Origin of the sequence: Leifsonia shinshuensis (genome assembly GCF_014217625.1) — a bacterium.
In the GTDB taxonomy this organism is placed as follows: Bacteria; Actinomycetota; Actinomycetes; order Actinomycetales; family Microbacteriaceae; genus Leifsonia; species Leifsonia shinshuensis_A.
Map to the genome: position 1 here is coordinate 1,918,454 of NZ_CP043641.1, position 19,438 is coordinate 1,937,891.

The 19,438-nt window shown below is 70.3% G+C and carries 18 protein-coding genes; 6 read left to right on the forward strand and 12 right to left on the reverse strand.

What is annotated here, in order from left to right; genetic code table 11:
• Window positions 1–28 precede the first annotated feature (28 nt).
• From wecB to F1C12_RS09210, 5 genes are all read right to left on the reverse strand, one after another.
• Window positions 29–1,138, reverse strand: a complete 1,110-nt coding sequence (wecB, locus tag F1C12_RS09190; protein ID WP_185278444.1) for a non-hydrolyzing UDP-N-acetylglucosamine 2-epimerase — start codon at window positions 1,136–1,138, stop codon at window positions 29–31.
• A gap of 229 nt (window positions 1,139–1,367) precedes the next feature.
• A complete protein-coding gene (locus F1C12_RS09195) occupies window positions 1,368–2,681 on the reverse strand; it encodes an Ig-like domain-containing protein (protein WP_185278445.1) in 1,314 nt (437 codons plus the stop codon).
• Between the two features lie 290 nt (window positions 2,682–2,971).
• A complete protein-coding gene (locus tag F1C12_RS09200) occupies window positions 2,972–4,339 on the reverse strand; it encodes a glycosyltransferase family 2 protein (RefSeq protein ID WP_185278446.1) in 1,368 nt (455 codons plus the stop codon).
• Window positions 4,336–4,911, reverse strand: a complete 576-nt coding sequence (locus F1C12_RS09205; RefSeq protein ID WP_185278447.1) for an exosortase/archaeosortase family protein — start codon at window positions 4,909–4,911, stop codon at window positions 4,336–4,338. The genes F1C12_RS09200 and F1C12_RS09205 overlap by 4 nt, the downstream gene beginning before the upstream one ends.
• Before the next feature lie 125 nt (window positions 4,912–5,036).
• Entirely contained in the window at window positions 5,037–7,595 is a 2,559-nt protein-coding gene (locus F1C12_RS09210; RefSeq protein ID WP_185278448.1) for a helix-turn-helix transcriptional regulator, read from the reverse strand.
• 219 nt (window positions 7,596–7,814) lie between these two features.
• Here F1C12_RS09210 and F1C12_RS09215 point away from each other — a divergent pair, with 219 nt between their 5' ends.
• From F1C12_RS09215 to F1C12_RS09235, 5 genes are all read left to right on the forward strand, one after another.
• The gene (locus F1C12_RS09215) at window positions 7,815–9,101 is read left to right on the forward strand and encodes an ABC transporter substrate-binding protein (RefSeq protein WP_185278449.1); all 1,287 of its coding nucleotides are present in this window, start codon (window positions 7,815–7,817) and stop codon (window positions 9,099–9,101) included.
• 81 nt (window positions 9,102–9,182) lie between these two features.
• Window positions 9,183–10,217: a carbohydrate ABC transporter permease gene (locus F1C12_RS09220; protein ID WP_185278450.1), complete on the forward strand. Its 1,035-nt coding sequence runs from the start codon at window positions 9,183–9,185 to the stop codon at window positions 10,215–10,217.
• Window positions 10,214–11,128: a carbohydrate ABC transporter permease gene (locus tag F1C12_RS09225; RefSeq protein ID WP_185278451.1), complete on the forward strand. Its 915-nt coding sequence runs from the start codon at window positions 10,214–10,216 to the stop codon at window positions 11,126–11,128. The genes F1C12_RS09220 and F1C12_RS09225 overlap by 4 nt, the downstream gene beginning before the upstream one ends.
• 4 nt (window positions 11,129–11,132) lie before the next feature.
• Complete coding sequence (locus F1C12_RS09230) at window positions 11,133–11,369, forward strand: hypothetical protein (RefSeq protein WP_185278452.1); 237 nt, start codon at window positions 11,133–11,135, stop codon at window positions 11,367–11,369.
• A 10-nt stretch (window positions 11,370–11,379) separates the two neighbouring features.
• Window positions 11,380–12,387: a LacI family DNA-binding transcriptional regulator gene (locus tag F1C12_RS09235; protein ID WP_185278453.1), complete on the forward strand. Its 1,008-nt coding sequence runs from the start codon at window positions 11,380–11,382 to the stop codon at window positions 12,385–12,387.
• Window positions 12,388–12,626: 239 nt separating this feature from the next.
• Here the strand turns inward: F1C12_RS09235 and F1C12_RS09240 are convergent, their stop codons facing one another.
• Together F1C12_RS09240 and F1C12_RS09245 are read right to left on the reverse strand one after the other, a co-directional pair.
• Window positions 12,627–13,865 (reverse strand): MFS transporter, encoded by a 1,239-nt coding sequence (locus F1C12_RS09240; RefSeq protein ID WP_185278454.1) that lies wholly within the window; start codon window positions 13,863–13,865, stop codon window positions 12,627–12,629.
• A gap of 59 nt (window positions 13,866–13,924) precedes the next feature.
• Window positions 13,925–14,425 carry a MarR family winged helix-turn-helix transcriptional regulator gene (locus tag F1C12_RS09245; RefSeq protein WP_258046199.1) on the reverse strand — a complete coding sequence of 167 codons (501 nt, stop codon included), beginning with the start codon at window positions 14,423–14,425 and terminating at the stop codon, window positions 13,925–13,927.
• A gap of 77 nt (window positions 14,426–14,502) precedes the next feature.
• Between F1C12_RS09245 and F1C12_RS09250 the strand changes: the two genes are divergently transcribed.
• Window positions 14,503–15,951 (forward strand): amino acid permease, encoded by a 1,449-nt coding sequence (locus F1C12_RS09250; protein ID WP_185278455.1) that lies wholly within the window; start codon window positions 14,503–14,505, stop codon window positions 15,949–15,951.
• Here the strand turns inward: F1C12_RS09250 and F1C12_RS09255 are convergent.
• The 5 genes from F1C12_RS09255 to F1C12_RS09275 all read right to left on the reverse strand — a co-directional run bounded on the left by F1C12_RS09255 (window position 15,906) and on the right by F1C12_RS09275 (window position 19,414).
• Window positions 15,906–16,586: a class I SAM-dependent methyltransferase gene (locus F1C12_RS09255; protein WP_258046200.1), complete on the reverse strand. Its 681-nt coding sequence runs from the start codon at window positions 16,584–16,586 to the stop codon at window positions 15,906–15,908. The two genes, F1C12_RS09250 and F1C12_RS09255, sit on opposite strands and share 46 nt — an antisense overlap.
• A 70-nt stretch (window positions 16,587–16,656) precedes the next feature.
• Complete coding sequence (locus F1C12_RS09260; protein WP_179607953.1) at window positions 16,657–16,794, reverse strand: hypothetical protein; 138 nt, start codon at window positions 16,792–16,794, stop codon at window positions 16,657–16,659.
• 241 nt (window positions 16,795–17,035) lie between these two features.
• Window positions 17,036–17,425, reverse strand: coding sequence for a 50S ribosomal protein L7/L12 (gene rplL / locus F1C12_RS09265; RefSeq protein WP_185278456.1), 390 nt, complete (start codon window positions 17,423–17,425; stop codon window positions 17,036–17,038).
• 52 nt (window positions 17,426–17,477) lie between these two features.
• Entirely contained in the window at window positions 17,478–17,993 is a 516-nt protein-coding gene (gene rplJ, locus F1C12_RS09270; RefSeq protein ID WP_055917683.1) for a 50S ribosomal protein L10, read from the reverse strand.
• A gap of 233 nt (window positions 17,994–18,226) precedes the next feature.
• Complete coding sequence (locus tag F1C12_RS09275; RefSeq protein ID WP_219732698.1) at window positions 18,227–19,414, reverse strand: DUF4185 domain-containing protein; 1,188 nt, start codon at window positions 19,412–19,414, stop codon at window positions 18,227–18,229.
• Between the last annotated feature and the right edge of the window lie 24 nt (window positions 19,415–19,438).

Below are 19,438 nucleotides of genomic sequence, written 5' to 3' on the forward strand. Positions count from 1 at the left end.
TGTGTCCTTTCTGGGACGGTCGGTTGTCTCAGGCGGCGTCCGCGAGCCGCAGGGCCGCCTGGGCGATCTGCGCGCCGGCGCGTCCGTCGCCGTACGGCGACGGGGTCGCGGCCAGGCGCGAACGCAGACCGGGCTGGGAGAGGACGCCGGCCGCCGCGGCGGCGATGTCCTCCCCCGGCGTCACGAGCCGGGCGAACCCGGCGTCGATGGATTCGGGGCGCTCGGTGGAGCGCCGGACGACGAGGAGCGGCTTCCCCAGCACCGTGACCTCCTCCTGCACGCCGCCGGAGTCGGAGACGATCAGGTCGGCGACGCTCGCGAGGGCGAGGAAGTCGCCGTGGCCGAGGCCGCGGCGCACGTCGAAGGCGTCCAGCAGTCCTGCGAGGCCCCAGCGGTTCGCGGCGGCCTCGGTGCGCGGGTGGAGGGCGAGGACGACGTCCGCCTCGATCCGGCGCAGCCCCTCGAGGACGCGGCGCAGCGCCTCCGGGTCGTCGGTGTTCTCCGGGCGGTGGACGGTGGCGAGCACCAGTGGCCGTCCGGTCTCCGCACGTTGGGCGGGCGCCGCAGCCTCCAGGGAGGCGATGGTGGCCTCGACGACCGTGTTGCCGGTGACCGCGATCCGCTCGGCCGGCACGCCCTCGCGGAGCAGGTTGTCCCGGTTGGCGGCGGTCGCCGCGCAGTGCAGCTCGGCGAGCGCGCCGACCACGAGCCGGTTGAGCTCTTCGGGCATCGCGCGGTCGTGGGAGCGCAGCCCGGCCTCGACGTGGATGACCGGGATGTCGAGGTAGGACGCCGCCTGGGCGCCGACCGAGGTCGAGTTGGTGTCGCCCTGCACGATCACGGCGGCGGGACGGTCCGCGCGGAAGTGCGCGGTGAGCTCCGCGATCCCTTCGGCGACCTGCTCGGGACGGCCCTTGCCGCTCATGCCGGACAGGCGGATGTGCGGCTCGCCGATGCCGAGGTCCGTGAAGAACCGCCCGGCCATGCTGTCGTCCCAGTGCTGGCCGGTGTGCACGACGCGGGCACGGGGGCCGAGGGCGCGGACGACGCTCGCGAGCTTGATGATCTCGGGGCGGGTGCCGAGGACGACGGCGATGTCGCCGGAGCGGGCGGCGACGGAACGGGTGCGGGTGGTCATGTGTACTCCTTCTCGGGTGCGGTGGTGCGGGTGGTTCCGGGTGCGGGTGGTGTCGTCCTGCGGGCCACGACACTGCAATTCTTTCGGCCGAGATTTCAGATTGCGGGGCCGAGCCGCCCCGGTGAGTGACCGATGAGTGCTGCCGGGGACCCGGCTGCGGTCGGCGGGGCGAAGGCCCCGGTCGTCGACGTGGCGGCGACGGCCGGGGCCTTGCTTCGAGCGGGAGGCGTTACTTCCGCGCGCGCTTGCGGCGGCCGATCACCGCGCCGGTCGCGCCGAGCACGCCGGCGCCGGCCAGGCCCAGCAGCACCGGGACCTCCTGCACCGCGATGATCACGCTCACGTCGGCGGACTCGTCGCCCGAGGTCACGGTGAGGTCGTTCTGGCCCTCGGCGAGGCCCGAGACCTCCAGCGACCAGGTGCCGTCCTCCTGCACAGTGGTGTCCGCCGGACCGGTCGGCGTCGTGACGGTCACGGTCGCGCCCGGCGTGCCGGTGCCCGAGATCACCGCGGTCCTGGCGTCGTCGTCCTTCGAGTCGACCTGAGCGGTCAGCGGCTCGGCCGGGGCCGGCACGTCGATCGTCACGGCGACATCGGCGGTGGAGGTCACGGTCGTGCCGTTCTGGTCCTTCACCGGCTGGGACACCGTCAGGTCGTTCTTCCCCTCGGCGAGGCCGTCGAGGTCCACCGACCACGTGCCGTCGGCGGCGACGGTGGCGGTCTTCGGGCCGTTCGGCGTGCCGACGGTGATCGTCGCGCCCGGCTCACCCTTTCCGGTGAGCGTCGCGGTCTTCGCGTCGTCGTCCTTCGCCGAGATCGTCGCCGTCACCGGGGTGATCTCCCGCGACAGGCCGATGGACACGGCCGAGCTCTGCGGCGACGTCGCGGTCGAGTTCACCGGGCCCGCCGTCTTGACCGCCTTGAGGTCGTGGACGAAGGTCACCGAGGTGACGGCTCCGGGGAGCTGGACGTCGGCCATGGTGCCTGCGTTGGCGGGCGCTCCGACCAGGCCCGCGCCGTCGGTCGTCAGGGTGTTGTCCTTCCAGCCGGCTCCCGTGCCGGAGGCCGCCGCGAGCGGCGCGACGGCCGGCGCGGGCTTGCCGTCGATCTGGGCGATACGCGGCTCGGCCCAGCCCCTCACCTCGAGACCGTCCGCGTTCTTGACGCCCCAGCCGAAGCTGATCAGCTTCAGGATGGGCTCCGTCACCGGCGCGTCGAAGGTGAGGGTCTCGGTGAAGGTCCCGCAGTCGACGATCCTTCCGATCGCGGAGACGGCCGGCATGCAGTTCGCCTGAGCGGTCAGCTCGGCCATCATGCTCTGCGCGGACCCGGTGAGTTTGACGCCGTTCGACGCGCTCGCGGTGACCTTTCCGGCATAGGGCGCCTTCAGCGGGGCCGCCGTGCCGGCGAAGTCGCCGTTCAGGACGACCGTGCCGTTCGCGGCCGGGTCCGCGGCCTGGGCGGCGAGCGGGGTCAGGATGGTCATCGCGGCGGTCGCGACGAGCGCGCCGGTTCCGGCGAGCAGTCTTCTGGTGGTCTTCATGGGGAAGGTCCTTTCACAGGTCGGGTGTTCCGGCGGGTGACCGGGCTTTTCGGATGAGTCGCACGGAAGTGCGATGACTCGATCCTCCCGTCTGAAATTGGACATTGTGGGTCTGGGATGTCTTGCTGAGCGGCGGTTGAGTGGTCCTCGGCCGGCCCGCCCGCAGGCGCTCCGAGCGCGCGAAGAAGCCCCGGCCGTCGTACCCGAACGACGACCGGGGCTCTCGGGTCGGCCCCCACCCGGAGGGGCCGGTGCCGGCGGCGGCACCCGAGCACGCCGCCGGAACTCTGTCAGCTGGTGCGCGAGACGAGCTGTCCCGCCTCCACCGTCTCCGCGTTGCGGATGGTCTTCGCCCAGCCGGTCTGCCGGCGGACCAGCTGGATGACCGCGCGCCACGCGATCACATAGATCAGGTAGACGTACACGAGGTAGCCCAGGCCCCAGCCGAGGGCGGCGCGCCAGGTGGCCTCCGGCTCGCAGCGCAGCCGGTAGAGGACTCCCCAGATCGCGAACTCGCCGACGCCGACGACGAGGTACACGGCCAGCAGCCAGGCGCCGCCGTGGGCGAGCCAGTCCACCATGCCGTACGGGTCGGAGGCGGCGTTGACGATCATCGCGATCAGCGGGACCGGGTACAGGATCGTGCCGAGCACCTGCACCCAGGGCTGCATCAGGAAGTAGCTGAGCTCCATCGCGCCGAGGTTGCCGAGGCGTGAGCTGCCCCAGATCTTCGGGAGGTAGCGGAAGCACTGCATGGTGCCCTGCGACCAGCGGGCGCGCTGGACGATGTACCGGCGCAGCGAGTACAGCGCCTCCTGGTCGACCCAGGCCGCCGTCGTGTACGCGTTCTTCCAGCCGCCGAGGAGGAAGTGCAGTCCGAGCTCGAAGTCCTCCAGCAGCGATCCGCGCCACGGGCCCTCACCCTCGGCGATGTCGTCCAGCGCGGAGAGCCGGGTCAGCTGGCCGTTGCCTCCGACGTTGACCGTTCCGGTGTAGCGGCGGCTCATCTGGATGGCGGAGATCGGGCCGCGGAACTCCAGATCCTGCATCCGCACGAAGGTGCGCGCCAGCAGGTTCGCCAGCCGGCCGCGGTTCGGCAGCGGCGTCGCCTCGACGCGGTTGGACATCCGCACCTCGACCTGGACGGCGCCGATCTTCGGCGTGCCGAACAGCTCGGGGCCGGCCGCGACCTCGAGGAGGTTCGCGGAGGGGCGCCCGTCGGCGTCCACGACGGCGAGGATCGTGCTGTCGCGCTCGTCGGCCGGGATGGTCTCCCGGATGATCGACCAGGCGTGGTTCAGGGCGTGGGCCTTGCCGATGCGGGCGTTCGGGCGTCGGCGCTGGATCAGCTCGACGCCGCCGAGCTCCGCGGCGGCCTCGCGCACGATCGCGGCGGTCGCGTCCTCCGAGTCGTCGTCGACGACCCAGACGGTGGCTGCGGGGAAGGTCTCGCGGAGGTAGGCGATGGTCTCGCCGATCACGGCCTCCTCGTCGCGGCACGGCACGACGAAGTGCCAGTCGTAGGCCGCCGGGTCGCCCATCTCCTCCGGCTTGCGCCGGACGAACGGCAGGATGATCGTGACGACGTAGCCGAGGAAGACCGTGCCGGCCACCAGCGAGAAGATGATCGAGATGTCGAGGAGGAGCTGGTGGTTCACGCGGTCACCGCCTGTCCCTTGCGGCCGCGGGCGGCGATCCAGAGCATCCCCGCGGTGGTCAGCAGCAGGCCGGCCAGCACGATCACGGAGCCGACCAGCGTGTGGCCCCAGCCGAACCCGCTGACGCCGTCGCCGAGGGTCAGCGCGGCGATGACGAGGACGCGGACGGTGTTGACGACCTCCAGCAGCACGGCGCCGATTGCGACGGCGAACAGGGCGCGCAGCACGCTGATCCGGCCGGTGGCCAGCAGCGCGGCGGCGATGAGCAGGAACGGCACGAGCAGCAGGACGATGCTGCAGGCGAGGCCGATGCTCATCGAGAAGAGCATCGGGCCGCCGGCGCCGACCGTGATGGTGGCGTGCTCGCCGAGCGCGGCTGACGCCCCGAGCACGGTCGGGATGGCCTGCGCGAAGAGGTGCGCCTCCAGCTGGACGGCCCGCTCGAGCAGCACGACGAGCGCGACGGCGAGGCCGGTGAGCAGCGCCGCCAGGACGAGCTGCGGGACGGAGGCCCGGCGGCGGCGTGCGGTCCGCCGGGCGGATGGGGTGGGTGCGAGTGGTGTGTCTGACATGTTCGTGCTCCTGCCGGGTGGCTGTACTCCTGCCGGGTGTGCGGGAGTACTTCGATGGAACCAGCGGAGCTGTCAGGATGCGGGGGCCGCTCCCCGGTTTGAGTGCCGGGTGAGCGGTCGGAGCCCTACAGGTCGGGGTTCCACTCGTCGCGGAGCTGCCGGCGGTTGGCGTAGCCCAGCTTCTTCAGGAGGCGGTGCATGTGGTTCTCGACCGTGCGGACGCTCACGAACAGCCGGTGCGCGATGTCGCGGTTGCTGAGCCCGGCCTTCGCGAGGATGGCGACCTCCCGCTCCCGGTCCGAGAGGAGCTCGCCGCCCCTGTCCTGGTCGAAGCGGTGCCGATGGTCCCCGATCAGGGCGGTGCGCGCCCCGTCGTCCAGGGGTTCCCGGCCGGAGGCGGCGCGCAGCCGGTCGATCGCCTCCACGGCCGCGGCCGCCAGCTGCGGGGAGATCAGCTCGCCCGAGCGGTCCAGCGCGGTCGCGATCCGCTGCTCGTCGCCCGACCCCATCGCCACCTTCACGTCGAAGACCGCGTGGTGGAGCGGGCTGTCGATGCGGTCCATCACCGCGGCGATCTCGACCGCCTGCTCCGCCGTGACCTCCGTCAGGTCGGCCCAGAACATGCACGCCGTCGCCAGGTGGCCGAGCGCCGCCTCCGCCGCTCCGACCTCCCAGAGCAGGGTGTCGCTCCCGGCGAGGTCGCCCTCCGCCCTGCGGATCGCGGCGTGCGCCAGCTCGACCCGCGAGGGGTGAGGCGGGAGGTGCAGGGTGCTCGCCCGCTCGCCCTCCGCCATCAGCGCCCTGGCCAGCTCCAGGTCGCCGAACTGCGCCTGGATGATCGCGCCGAGCAGCAGCAGCGGGGGCTGCGGGATGGCGAACGGGCCACCGCTGCCGAGCCGCAGCCCGGTGCTCAGCGCGCGCCAGCCCGCCTCGAGGCGGCCGCGCTGGACCAGCGTCTGCGCGACGCCGAGGGCGTGGAACTGGAAGCCGAGCGGGCTGAGCTGGTCGTAGGCGTGCTCGGCGCAGCGCCGGGACCACTCCTCCGCGTCCTCCAGCCGGCCGAGGGCGAGCAGGGCCTCCGTGCGGAGGAAGTCGACGTGGATCGACGCGATCGTGCCCTCGACCAGCCCGCTGCGGGTGTCGATCCGCTCGAGCGCGTCCTCCGGGTTGCCGGACTCCAGCAGCAGCGCGACGCCGAGGAGGGTCGCCCAGGTGTTCTCGTAGTCGCTCGTCCCCGGCTCGCTCAGCCGCGCGATGAGCTCGGGCGTGAGCGGGACCTTGTCGGTGTGGAGGTGGATGGTCTCGTACACCTTGCGGACGAACGAGGCCTTCGCGCCGAGGCGCGCGCCGAGGCCGTCCAGCCACGCCGGGATCCCGTCGCCCTCGCCGCTCCAGATCCGCCACTGCAGCTCGTACAGGGAGAACTGGAGGCGGGCGGTGACCGAGTCCCTGTCGCCGAGGACCGTGTCCGCGAAGATCCGCCCCAGCGTCTCGCCGGGCCGCTGGACCGTCAGCGTCCGGAAGTACGCGCAGGCGTTCTCCACCGTGGGGAGCTCGAGCCACAGCGCGCGGGCCGCCGCCTCGCGCACGGCCACCCGCTCCTTCACCTGGCCGGCGAACTCCGCCGACCAGCGCCAGTAGTCGTCGCTGTCCAGCCCGCTCACCACGAACGGGTCGATCGAGCTCGCCGCACGGTCGGGCACGAAGTCGGCGCCGAAGGTGCGCTCCACGGTCTCGACCAGGCGATAGCGGCGCTCGGGCGTGAGCTGCTCGCGCAGGCCGCGGGACAGCGCGGGAGGGCTGACCCTGGCGTCGTGGCCGACCTCCGCGTAGCTCCAGGACAGCCGCCCGCGCTGGTTCAGGCTCAGCAGGACCGCGGGGTCCACGAGCCGGTCGAGCTCGCGCGGGGGCAGCGGGCCGGCCCAGGCGAGCAGCTCGAGGGCGCTCTGCTCCTCGGGGCTGAGCCGCCCGGTGAGGGCGTGGACGACGGAGGCGGCCGACGCCTCCTCGAGCGATCCCACTTCCGACCAGAGCCCGTCGCGCTGCCCGACGGCGCCGGTGGCGACCGCGACGTCGACCAGTGCGGCGGCGACGCGCGGGTTGCTGCCGGAGTGCGCGCTGAGCGAGACGACCAGCTCGGCGTCCGGCCGGCCACGCAGCCGGGCCGCGACGAACCGGGACATCGCCTCGAACGACAGCGGGGGGACGGCCACGTCAGCGGGCGCGCGCTCGGCGAGCAGCCAGGCGAAGGGACGCTGCGCTCCCCCGATCGCGACGCTGCAGCGCCCCGCCGTCGCCACCAGCCGGGCGCCGGAGCGGTCGAGGACGGCGCGCAGCACCGCGACGGCCGGCGCCTCCAGGACGTCCAGGTCATCGACCAGGACCCGGCTCCGCGGCCCGCTCAGCTCGTCGGCGAACGCGGCGACGAGGCGCTCCACCGCCGCGCCGTCCGCGGCGCCGGCCGGTGCTCCCACCGGGACCGTCGTGGTCGCGAAGGGCGCGAGCGGGTCGGCGGCCGACCCGGAGCGGGCGGACACCAGGACCGCGTCGTTCCCGCGCGTGCGCAGCGCGCCGGCGAGCTGGCCCAGGCACCAGGTCTTGCCCGACCCGTCGTCGCCGACGAGGAGGACGTCCCTGCCCTGCGCGAGCAGGGTCAGCGCGGCGTCGATCGTGGATTCCGGCATGGCTGGCTCCGTTTCATTCCAGCGCATGATACTCCACGGTCAGACACCGTGCGCCACACGTCACGCTCAGGCGCTGCGTCCCCCCGCTCGTGGGTAGAAGCGACCGTGACCGAATCGCAATGCAAGCGCTTGACGTAAACGCTTGCACAGAATGAATCCCCGGAGTACGTTGAGCCCGGGCGCACCCGCGCCTGCACCAAGAGCTCAACGAGGAGTGAAATGAAAGCAGCACGTCTCTCCGTGATCGCAGGAGTCGCCCTCGCCGGCCTCGCACTTGCGGGATGCACCGGCGGCGGTTCAGGAGGCAGCGGGGGCGGAGACGCCAACGCGAACCTCGACAGCAAGGGCCCCATCACCTACGTGCAGGGCAAGGACAACTCCAACGTCGTCCGCCCCCTGATCGACAAGTGGAACGCAGCACACCCCAGCGAGAAGGTCACCTTCAAGGAGCAGACCGACCAGGCCGACCAGCAGCACGACGACCTCGTGCAGCACTTCCAGGCGAAGGACCCGAACTACGACGTGGTCGATGTCGACGTCGTGTGGACCGGTGAGTTCGCCGCGAAGGGCTGGCTCCAGCCGCTGACCGGCAACTTCAAGATGGACAACTCGAAGCTGCTGGCTCCGACGGTCAAGTCGGGAACCTACAACGGCACGCAGTACGCGGCGCCGCAGACCTCCGACGGCGGCATCCTGTACTACCGCAAGGACCTGGTCTCCAGCCCGCCCAAGACGTGGGATGAGATGCTCAAGGACTGCGACGTCGCCAAGGCGAAGGGCATCGGCTGCTACGCCGGTCAGTTCGCCCAGTACGAGGGCCTGACGGTGAACGTGGCCGAGGCCATCAACACCAACGGCGGCACCATCGTCGGCGACGACGGCAAGACCGTCACCGTCGACAGCTCGCAGGCCAACGCGGGTCTGACCCGCCTGGTGGACGGCTTCAAGAACGGCCAGATCCCGGCCGAGGCCATCACCTACCAGGAGGAGCAGGGCCGCCAGGCGTTCGAGGCCGGCAAGCTGATGTTCCTGCGCAACTGGCCGTACGTCTACAACCTGGCCAAGACCGACGGCTCGTCGACGGTGAAGGACACCTTCGGCATCGCCCCGCTGCCGGGTGTGACCGCTGACAAGCCGGGCGTCTCCAGCCTGGGCGGTCACAACGCCGCCATCAGCGTCTACAGCAAGCACAAGGCGACCGCGTTCGCGTTCCTGCAGTTCCTGCAGAGCGAAGAGACCCAGAAGTTCTTCGTGACGCAGGGCTCGCTCGCACCGGTCCTCAGCTCGCTGTACGACGACGCCGGCCTGAACAGCCAGCTGCCCTACCTGTCCACCCTGAAGACGTCGATCGAGAACGCGGTCCCGCGTCCCGTCTCGCCGTTCTACCCGGCCATCACCAAGGCCGTTCAGGACAACGCCTACGCCGCCCTGAAGGGCGACAAGTCGGTCGACCAGGCGCTGAAGGACATGTCCGCGGCCATCAAGACCGCGAGCTCGGGCCAGTAAGGCCCATCACGGTCGCCGGGCGGCGGGATCCTTCCCGCCGCCCGGCTCCCCCACACATCGCTTTCTCCCCGGAGGCCGCACATGTCAACGTCGAACGTCGTCGCCCCCTCATCAACGAAGAACAGGCCGCCTGAGCAGCGCGCCGGAGTCAAGCACAACCGCCGCCAGCAGAGCCGCTGGGCCTTCTACCTCATCATCCCCACGCTGATCCTGCTGGCCATCGTCATCGGCTACCCGATCGTCAGCGCGGTCGTGATGTCCTTCCAGAAGGACGCGGGCCTCGACCCCGCGACGGGCCTCTTCGTCCAGGGCGGCTTCGCCGGATTCCAGAACTACGCCCACTGGCTGTTCCAGCAGTGCGCCGGCCCGAACGGGACCACCGTCTCGTGCCCGCCCGGAAACCTCGGCTCCACCTTCTGGAGCGCCGTCGGGGTCACCTTCTTCTTCACCATCACCACCGTGGTCCTCGAGACCGTCCTCGGCCTCTGGTTCGCGCTCATCATGAACCGCGCCTTCCGCGGCCGCGGCTTCGTCCGCGCGGCCATCCTGATCCCGTGGGCGATCCCCACCGCCGTCACCGCGAAGCTGTGGTTCTTCATCTTCTCGGTCGCCGGCGTCGCCAACGCCGTGCTCAACGCGCACATCCTCTGGACGAGCGACGAATGGGCGTCGCGGTTCGCGGTCATCATCGCCGACACCTGGAAGACGACGCCGTTCATGGCGCTGCTCATCCTGGCCGGCCTCCAGATCATCCCGGAGGACGTCTACGAGGCGGCGAAGATGGACGGCGCGAGCACGTGGCAGCGATTCTGGCGCGTGACGATGCCGCTGCTGAAGCCGGCGCTGATGGTCGCGGTCCTGTTCCGCGTGCTCGACGCGCTCCGCATCTACGACCTGCCGCAGATCCTGACAGGCGGCGGCGGCGGCACAGGCCATGCGACGACGACGCTGTCCATCCTCGTGGTCGATCAGATCAGGCAGGGCTTCAACAGCGCTGCCGCCCTCTCCACGATCACGTTCATCCTGATCTTCCTGGTCGCGTTCATCTTCGTGCGGTTCCTCGGCACGAACGTGGTCCGAACGCAGGAGACGCAAGCGAAGGGAGCGAAGGGATGACCACCGTCGCCGGGCCCGCATCGGCCACCGCGGAGGCGAACGCCCTCCCGCGCACGCGCACCAAGAACCGCACCAAGTCCCGCAACCGCAACCAGATGACCCGCACGCTCGTGCAGGCGCTGGTGATCGTGCTGTGGTGCCTGCTGCCGTTCTACTGGATGGTCGTGACGTCGTTCCGCGACGTCGGGTACACCAGCGACAACACGCCCTGGTTCACCCACGTCACGTTCGACAACTACGTGACCGCGCTGTCCACCAACCTCGGCAACCACCTCGGCCAGGCGCTGCTGAACTCGCTGTTCATCGGCGTCTGCGTCACGGTGATCTCCCTGGTCGTCGGCATCTTCGCCTCGTACGCGCTCGCCCGCCTGGAGTTCAAGTTCAAGGGCATCATCCTCGGCATCATCCTCGCCGCATCGATGTTCCCGGGCGTCGCGCTCATCACCCCGCTGTTCCAGCTGTTCACGAACATCGGCTGGATGGGCACGTACCAGGCGCTGATCATCCCGGAGATCTCCTTCGCCCTGCCGCTGACGGTCTACACGCTCGTCTCGTTCTTCCGCGAGATGCCGTGGGACCTGGAGGAGGCGGCGCGGATCGACGGCTGCACGCAGGCGCAGGCGTTCCGGAAGATCATCCTGCCGCTGGCGGCGCCGGCCGTGTTCACGACCGCGATCCTGGCGTTCATCTCGTCCTGGAACGAGTTCCTGATCTCCAGCCAGCTCTCCAGCGACGCGACGCAGCCGGTGACGGTCGCCATCGCCTCGTTCACCGGGAGCCAGCCGCACCAGGAGCCGTACACGGCCATCATGGCGGCCGGTACGATCGTGACCGTCCCGCTCATCATCCTGGTGCTGATCTTCCAGCGCCGGATCGTCGCGGGCCTCACGGCAGGTGGAGTGAAGGGCTGATCGGATGCGCAGGAACGACCCGCAGGAGTTCGTCGACCTCGGTCTGGGGTTCGTCGGCTTCTTCGGGGTGGCGTTCGTGATCATCACGGCCGTCTGCGAGCTCACCGGCCAGCCCGCCCTCGCGTGGGCGCTGGTGTCGCTCGTGCTCGTGGTCGTCTTCATCGCTCTGCTGCAGGCGCGGCGCCGTATCGCGGCGGCGCGCCTGCGGGCGGAGGAGGCGCGAGCGGGCCAGAACTCCTGACGGGGGGAGCATGGCAGGCATCGAGGAGGTCGCGCGCGCGACCGGAGTCTCCACGGCGACGGTCTCGCGGGCGCTACGGGGGCTCCCGAACGTGTCGGACACGACGCGCGCTGCGGTGCGCCGCGCCGCGGACGAGCTCGGCTACGTCGCGTCGTCCAGCGCGTCGGGGCTCGCCAGCGGGCGCACCCTGGCGCTCGGGGTGGTCGTGCCGTCGGTCAGCCGCTGGTTCTACACACAGGTCCTGGAGGGCGTCGACGCGGAACTGCGGTCGGCCAGCTACGACATGATCCTGTTCAACCTGGGCGGCCATCGCGGCGACCGGGAGCGGGTCTTCCACCGCAGCATCCTGCGCAAGCGCACGGACGCGCTGCTGGCGCTGTGCCTGGACTTCACGCCGGACGAGCGCGAGCAGCTGGCCTCGCTCGGACACCCGACGATCGTGGTCGGCGGCCCGGTCAAGGGGCTGCGCAGCGTGGGGATCGACGAGAAGGCCACGGCCAAGGAGGCGACGAACCACCTCATCGCGCTCGGCCACACCGAGATCGCCCACCTGGGCGGCGAGGACGAGGAAGGCCTCAACAGCAACGTGCCGCTCGGGAGGCTGCGCGGCTTCGAGAAGGCCATGCGGTCGGCGCACCTGCCGGTACGCCCGGAGTGGGTCATCCCCGGCGGGTTCTCCTTGCCGGAGGGCCGCGCGGCGATGAACCGGCTGCTCGACCGGCCGGGCCCGCGGCCGACGGCGGTCTTCGCCGGCTCCGACGAGATGGCGATGGGCGCCATCCTCGCGGCGGGCGACCACGGGCTGCGCGTGCCGGACGACCTGTCCGTCATCGGCATCGACGACCACGACTTCTCGGAGTGCTTCGGGCTCACGACGATGGCGCAGAGCCCGTTCGAGCAGGGCGCCGCGGCGACGCGCATCCTCCTGGACGAGCTCGGCGGTGGGGAACCGCGGGCCGGTTCGGTGCGCTCGGCCGCGCACCTGGTGTTGCGCACGTCGACCGCGCCGCCGCGCTGACTCCTGCGAGTTCACACACGCGGCGGAGAAATCGTTGCGGATTTGCACGAATCGGTCGGATATGTACGATCCTCGTCCGCTGATCTGAAACAATGGGTCATGCGGCCGTTGGCCGATCGCGCCTTTCGGGTAGGCACGATCGACCGCCGACAGTCCGTCCGTACCGACGCTCCGGCGCGTACGGGAAGAGCCGCCCTGACTAGGACAGGGCGGCTCTTCGTCGTTTGAACCGGTTCAGGTCAATCCGCGTCGGCCAGCGCCAGGACTTCGGCCTCCTGCTCCAGGGTCTCGTGCGGGGCGTCGACGCGCTTGAGGTGCTTGTGGCCGATCATCACCAGGGCGGCGGCGATCAGGACCGAGATCGCGCCGGCATAGAACGGGGTGGACCGGGCGAACAGGCCCGCCAGCAGCGTGGCCGCGGGCGGGGCGATGGCGCCGCCGAGGAACCGGACGCCGGAGTAGGCGCTCGACGCCACCGAGCGAGGCAGGTCGGTGGCCTCCATCACGCACTCCGTGAGCACCGTGTTCAGGATGCCGAGCAGCAGACCGCCAACGATCACGCACACGATCAGCGCAGCCATCGAGGCGACGAAGAGCCCGGCGGCGGCGAGGTCGATCGCCAGCAGCGGCATGATCAGCCAGAGCACGCGGGTCCGCGGCATCCGCGCGGTCAGCAGCGGCGCCACCCAGACCGAGGTGACCGCGAGCGCGACGCCCCAGCCGAAGAAGATCAGGCCGAGCGTGATCGCGTCCTTGATGCCGAGGTCGGCCAGGGCGAACGGCGTGTAGGCCAGCAGGACGAAGAAGCCGATGTTGTAGAACAGCGCGGCCGCGGCGAGGAAGCCGAGCGCGGGCCGGCCGAGAGCGCGGAACGGCGCCGAGAGCTTCGTCGGAACCGGCTTCTCGGGGTTCTTCTTGAGCATCACCACGATGGCGATGAAGCCGATGGCCATCAGGGTCGCGGTGCCGAAGAACGGTCCGCGCCAGCTCCAGCTGCCGAGCAGGCCGCCGAGCAGCGGGCCGATCGCGATGCCGAGGCCCAGCGCGGCCTCGTAGAGGATGATCGCCGCCGACGTCCCGCCCGCCGCCGCGCCGACGATGGTCGCCAGTGCGGTGGAGATGAACAGCGCGTTGCCCAGGCCCCAGCCCGCGCGGAACCCGATGATCGAGGCCACGTTCTGCGACAGCCCGGCCGCGAGCGCGAACACCACGATCAGCGCGAGGCCGATCAGGAGGGTGCGCTTGGCGCCGATGCGGCTGGAGATCCAGCTGGTGAAGAACATCGCGACACCCGTGATCAGCAGGTAGCTCGTGAAGAGCATCTCGGTCTGCGTCGGGGTCGCCTGCAGGCTCGCGGCGATGGCCGGGAGGATCGGGTCGACCAGGCCGATGCCCATGAAGGCGATGACCGAGGCGAACGCGACGGCCCAGACGGCGGTCGGCTGCTTGAGGATGTTGTCCGGCTTCTGATGGGACATGGACGGGTGAGGCCTCCTAGGTCTGTGGGGAGAGAAGAGTGAACGATTGGATGAAGTCGTCAGCGGCCGTCGATCGCGGCCGACGCCGCGGCCGACAGGTCCACACGGGACGCGATGATCTCGACGGTGGCCCGCATGGCGGCCAGCTCGTCGTCGCGGAGGTCCGCGAACATCGGCACGAGGGCCTCGGACAGGGTGTCGCGCCAGTCCTGCAGCGCCGCGGCGCCCTTCGGGGTGATCGCGATCTGCCAGGCGCGGGCGTCGTCGACGTCGGCGATGCGCTTCACCCACTCCGACTCCACGAGGTTGCGCACGAGCTTGGTCATCGTCGGCTGCGACACCCGGCTCTGCGAGGCCAGCTCGCCGAGCCGCATCGCACCGACCGACTGCAGCACGCTCAGCGTGCGCCAGGTCGCCGGAGACTCGGTGCTCCCGGTGACGCGCGCGGCCAGCCGGGTGAGGCGGTGGCTCGCGACGACGAGGTCGCCGAGGGTCTGGCGGAGACGGGTGGTGTCGGTATTGACGTCGGTGCTGGGTTCGGTGGGCAGGGTCTTGGTCACGCAGACAATTATATATAGCTGGACTATATAAATCAAGGCCGTCCGGAATCTGACACCTCACCTGGTTGAATCGCCGGATGACCTCCTCCGATCCGGCCGGCGACGGCGCGTACCACAAGGGCCTCAAGCGGCGGCACATCCAGATGATCGCCATCGGCGGCGCGATCGGGACCGGGCTCTTCCTCGGAGCCGGCGGGCGCCTGCACGACGGCGGCCCCGGCCTCCTGGTGGTCTACGCGATCTGCGGCGTCTTCGCCTACCTCATCCTCCGGGCGCTCGGCGAGCTCGTGCTGCACCGCCCGGACTCGGGGTCGTTCGTCTCCTACGCCCGCGAGTTCTTCGGCGAGAAGCTCGCCTACGTGACCGGCTGGATGTACTGGATGTACTGGGGCATGATCGGCATCGTCGACGTCACGGCCGTCGCCCTCTACATGCACTTCTTCGGCAAGTACGTCCCGGTCCTGGCCGAGATCCCGCAGTGGGTGTTCGCGCTGATCGCCCTGACCGTGGTGCTCCTGCTCAACCTGCTCTCGGTGAAGGTGTTCGGCGAGCTGGAGTTCTGGTTCGCCCTGATCAAGGTCGTCGCGCTCGTCGCCTTCCTCGTGATCGGCATCGCGTTCGTCGTCTTCGGAACCCCGGTCGACGGCCGCACGCCCGGCTTCGCGCTGCTGGCCGACAACGGCGGGCTCTTCCCGCAAGGATTCCTGCCATTGATCCTCGTCGTCCAGGGCGTGGTCTTCGCGTACGGCGCGATCGAGCTGATCGGGACCGCCGCGGGCGAGACCGAGAACCCGGAGAAGACGATGCCGCGCGCGATCAACACCATCCTGGTGCGGATCGTGCTCTTCTACGTGGGATCCGTGCTGCTGCTCTCGCTGCTGCTGCCCTACACCGCGTTCAAGAAGGACGAGAGCCCGTTCGTGACGTTCTTCTCCTCGATCGGCGTGGACGGCGCCGACGCGGTCATGAACCTCGTCGTGCTGACCGCCGCACTGTCATCCCTCAACGCGGGCCTCTACTCCACGGGCCGCATCGCCCGGTCGCTGGCCCTGCGCGGCGCGGCGCCCCGGTTCGCGCTCCGGATGAACACGGCAGGCGTGCCGTACGGCGGAATCCTCATCACCGGCGCGGTCGCACTGGTCGGCGTCGGCCTGAACCTGGTCATGCCGGGCGACGCGTTCGAGGTCGGGATCAACCTGACCTCCATCGGGCTGCTCTGGACCTGGGCGATCATCGTGGTCTGCCAGCTCAAGCTGCGGTCACTGGCGAAGGCCGGGAAGGTCGCGCGACCGTCCTTCCACATGCCGGGGGCGCCGTTCACCAGCTACCTGACGCTCGGCTTCCTCGGGGTGGTCGGGGTGCTGATCCTGCTCGACTGGCCGATGGGCACGATCACGGTCGGAACGGCCGTCGTGGTCGTCGTGCCGCTGCTCGTCGGCGGCTGGTTCCTGGTGCGCGGGCGGGTGCGCGCGCACTCGGCTCAGGAAGAGGCCGCCGCCTCCGAGGCCGAGTCCGCCCTGCGCTGAGCCAGCAGGAAGGCCTGCCGGGACTTCTCCGGCGTCAGCGGCTCCCGGACGAGCTCCGCCAGGGGCGTGAAGCCGGCCGTCGCCAGGCGGGCCTTCACCCGCGCGGGCGACTGCCGCCGGGTGCGCAGGTCGAGCTCGTGCCCATAGGCCTGCGTCAGGTGCACGATGTCCTCGTCGCCCCGCTCGCTCACCTGGAAGCCGAGCAGCAGCCGGCCTCCCGGGCGGACGACGCGGGCGAACTCGGCGAACACGGCGTCCTGGCGGTCCTGCGGGATGTGGATGATCGAGTACCAGGCCAGAGCGCCGGCGAGTTCGCCGTCCCGGAACGGCAGGGCCGCCATCGAGCCAACCTCGAACGGGATGCCGGGGTGGTCGCGCCGGGCGACCTCGATCATCCCGGGCGACAGGTCGACGCCGCGCACGTCCGCGCCGATGCCCGCGAGGAAGCCGGACACGCGGCCGGGGCCGCAGCCGAGGTCGGCCACCGCTCCCCCGCCGTCGGCTGCGACCTGCTCGGCGAACGCGGTCAGCATCGCTCGCTCGAGCGGCAGGTTCTCCAGCTCGCCCTCCAGCAGGGCCGCGTAGTCCTCGGCCACCAGGTCGTAGGCGACGCGCGCCTCGTGCTCACTGTCCACCCGTCGACCCTAGCGGACGGCGAAGCGCCCCCGTCCGTGGAGGACGGGGGCGCTTCGGATGGGTTTCGGGTTACCGCAGGTACCGGTCGTACAGGAGGGTCCTGCGGTACAGATCCGGCGGGTGGGCGCCGCTGTCGCGGTCGTCACCGTGCAGGAGCGCGGCCCCGAGTCCGCGCAGGGTGGAGGCGAACGTGCGCCAGGTATTCATCGTGGTTTCTTCTTCCGGTTGTGCGTCCTTGCACACCGATGCACGCGGGCAGGCGCGATCGGACGCTCTGGTGGGGTGAGCGTCCGCGCTGCGGCCTGCCGCGGTCCGTTAAACCACGGAGGGCGCCGCCCCGTTACGGGGGCGACGCCCTCCACAACGCGGAACACTCTGTTACAGAAGGAGTCCGCGTCGCGATCGGCTGTATCAGCCTGCGGTAGAAGAAGCCCCGACGGGGCGTCGGCTACTTGAGGGTGATGGTGGCGCCAGCCTCTTCGAGCTGAGCCTTCGCCTTCTCGGCGGTCTCCTTGTTGGCGCCCTCGAGCACGGTGCTCGGCGCGCCGTCAACGAGGGCCTTCGCCTCACCGAGGCCGAGGCTGGTGAGGGCGCGCACCTCCTTGATGACCTGGATCTTCTTGTCACCGGCGGCCTCGAGGACGACGTCGAAGGAGTCCTTCTCCTCGACCTCTTCGGCGGCGGCGCCCGCACCACCGGCGGCCGGGGCGGCCACGGCGACGGGGGCGGCGGCGGTGACCTCGAAGGTCTCCTCGAACTTCTTCACGAACTCGCTGAGCTCAATGAGCGTGAGCTCCTTGAAGGCGTCGAGCAGCTCGTCAGTCGACAGCTTTGCCATGATTTTCTCCTTAGTGTGTGTGGTTACTCACCGCGTTCTGATCCGGGGAGGATCAGGCAGCGGACTCCTGCTTCTCACGCAGCGCGTCGACCGTGCGAACGGCCTTCGACAGCGGTGCGTTGAACAGATATGCGGCTCCGAACAGCGAGGCCTTGAAGGCGCCGGCCAGCTTGGCCAGCAGAACCTCACGGGACTCGAGGTCGGCGAGCTTGCCTACCTCTTCTGCGGTCAGCGGGTTACCGTCGAAGTAACCGCCCTTGACCACCAGCAGAGGGTTTGCCTTGGTGAAGTCGCGCAGAGCCTTCGCGACGGCGACGGGGTCGCCGTGCACGAACGCGATCGCGGACGGCCCGACCAGCTCGTCGTCGAACGACGAGATGCCCTGGTTGTTGGCCGCGATCTTGGTCAGCGTGTTCTTCACCACGGCGTACGTCGCGTGCTCACTGATGGACTTGCGCAGCGTCTTGAGCTGAGCAACAGTGAGACCGCGGTACTCGGTCAGCAGAACGGCGGTCGAGCTCTCGAACAGTCCTTCGAGCTCGGCGACCGTGGCTTCCTTGTTCGCCATGGCTACTCCTCGGTTGTCTTCTCGCACATCGCGGGAGCGACGTGCGTCCTCGACCGCGGGCAAAGAAAAAAGCTCCGGCGCAGACGCACGGAGCTCGACTCGCAGAGAACTGCGGGAATCACTTCACACACCTGCGCGGGCGCCCACCTGAGTGGATCTTCTCAACATGCGAACATGTCGACCAGCGGTCTTCGGCTCCGTCAAGGGTACGGGACGGAGCCGAAGACCGCAAATCAGTGCGCGAAGCGCACGTCGATGTACCGCGGACGGTAATCGTCGACGTTCCGGTACACGTCGGCGGTGTCGAAGCTGTTCACGTTGTACGTGACGACGAGCGTGTTCGCGTCGCCGAGCTCCGGGTGGGCCTTCGCGTTGTAGGTGAAGACGTTGCCCGCGGTCTCCGGCGTCGTGTAGAGCGGGGTCTTCCCGGTGAATGGACCGACCGGCGACGAGGAGCGGTACAGGACGATGTGCGGGCTGAGGATCTCGGTGGTGTCGCTGGTGACGAGCGCGTAGCCGCCCTGGAACTTCGACACGCTGAACTCGTTGGCGACGCCGTCCATGACGCGCGAGGAGGCCGTCTCGTCGGCCGTCCAGCCGGAGCCGTCCCAGAACTGCCACGGAGCGCGGATCAGTCCGTTCGTGCGGACGCGGGCGACATGCAGGTACTTGGTCGACCCGAGGTCCTCCACGCCGTAGACGTACGTCCACGGTCCGTCCTCGAGGATGGCCGACCCCCACTCGACGGTTCCGGCGGGGCGGGTGGTGACGCCCTCGAGCCGCATCGACCGGAGGTCGAAGGACGCGACGGCGCTGCCCGCGTAGGCGAAGTCGAAGGAGCCCGTCCCGGTCTTGCGGAAGTGCAGTAGCGAGACCCGCAGGTGCGAGCCCTCCACCGTGCCGTCGCCGAACCAGTACCAGTCCTGCTGCTCGTCGCCGCCGGCCACCGTGACCAGGGAGGCGGGAGCGGCAGCGGTGCCGCCGGTGTAGGTGGTGAGCGAGCCGCCGCGGTCCACGACGATCGAGTTGTGGACGAACGGGGAGTCGGCCGGCCGGGAGTGGTCGGGGTTCACGGCGCCGAGGAAGGTGTCGGAGTACAGCCAGGCGACGGCGCCGCCGGGGAGCTGGACGCTGTAGGCGGAGTCGGCGCCTGTCCAGCGGCCGGCGGTGTCGCCGTAGTGCTCGAACCGGTCGGTGAGGGGCTGGTCGACGGTGGCGGAGATGGGGGCGGAGACGGGGGCGCTGCCGGGGGTCGAGACGGGGGCGCCGCCGGGCGACGTCGCCGGGGGCTGGGCGGCGAGCGCGGGAGCGCCCAGAAGTCCGACGGAGAGCGCGCCCGCCACCGCCGCCGTAAGGGCGATCGTCGGGAGCATGCCGCGGCGGGGGCGGCGCAGGGGGGCGTGGAGCGGGTGGGACGGCATGGGTCTCCATTCGGTCGGCTCGCC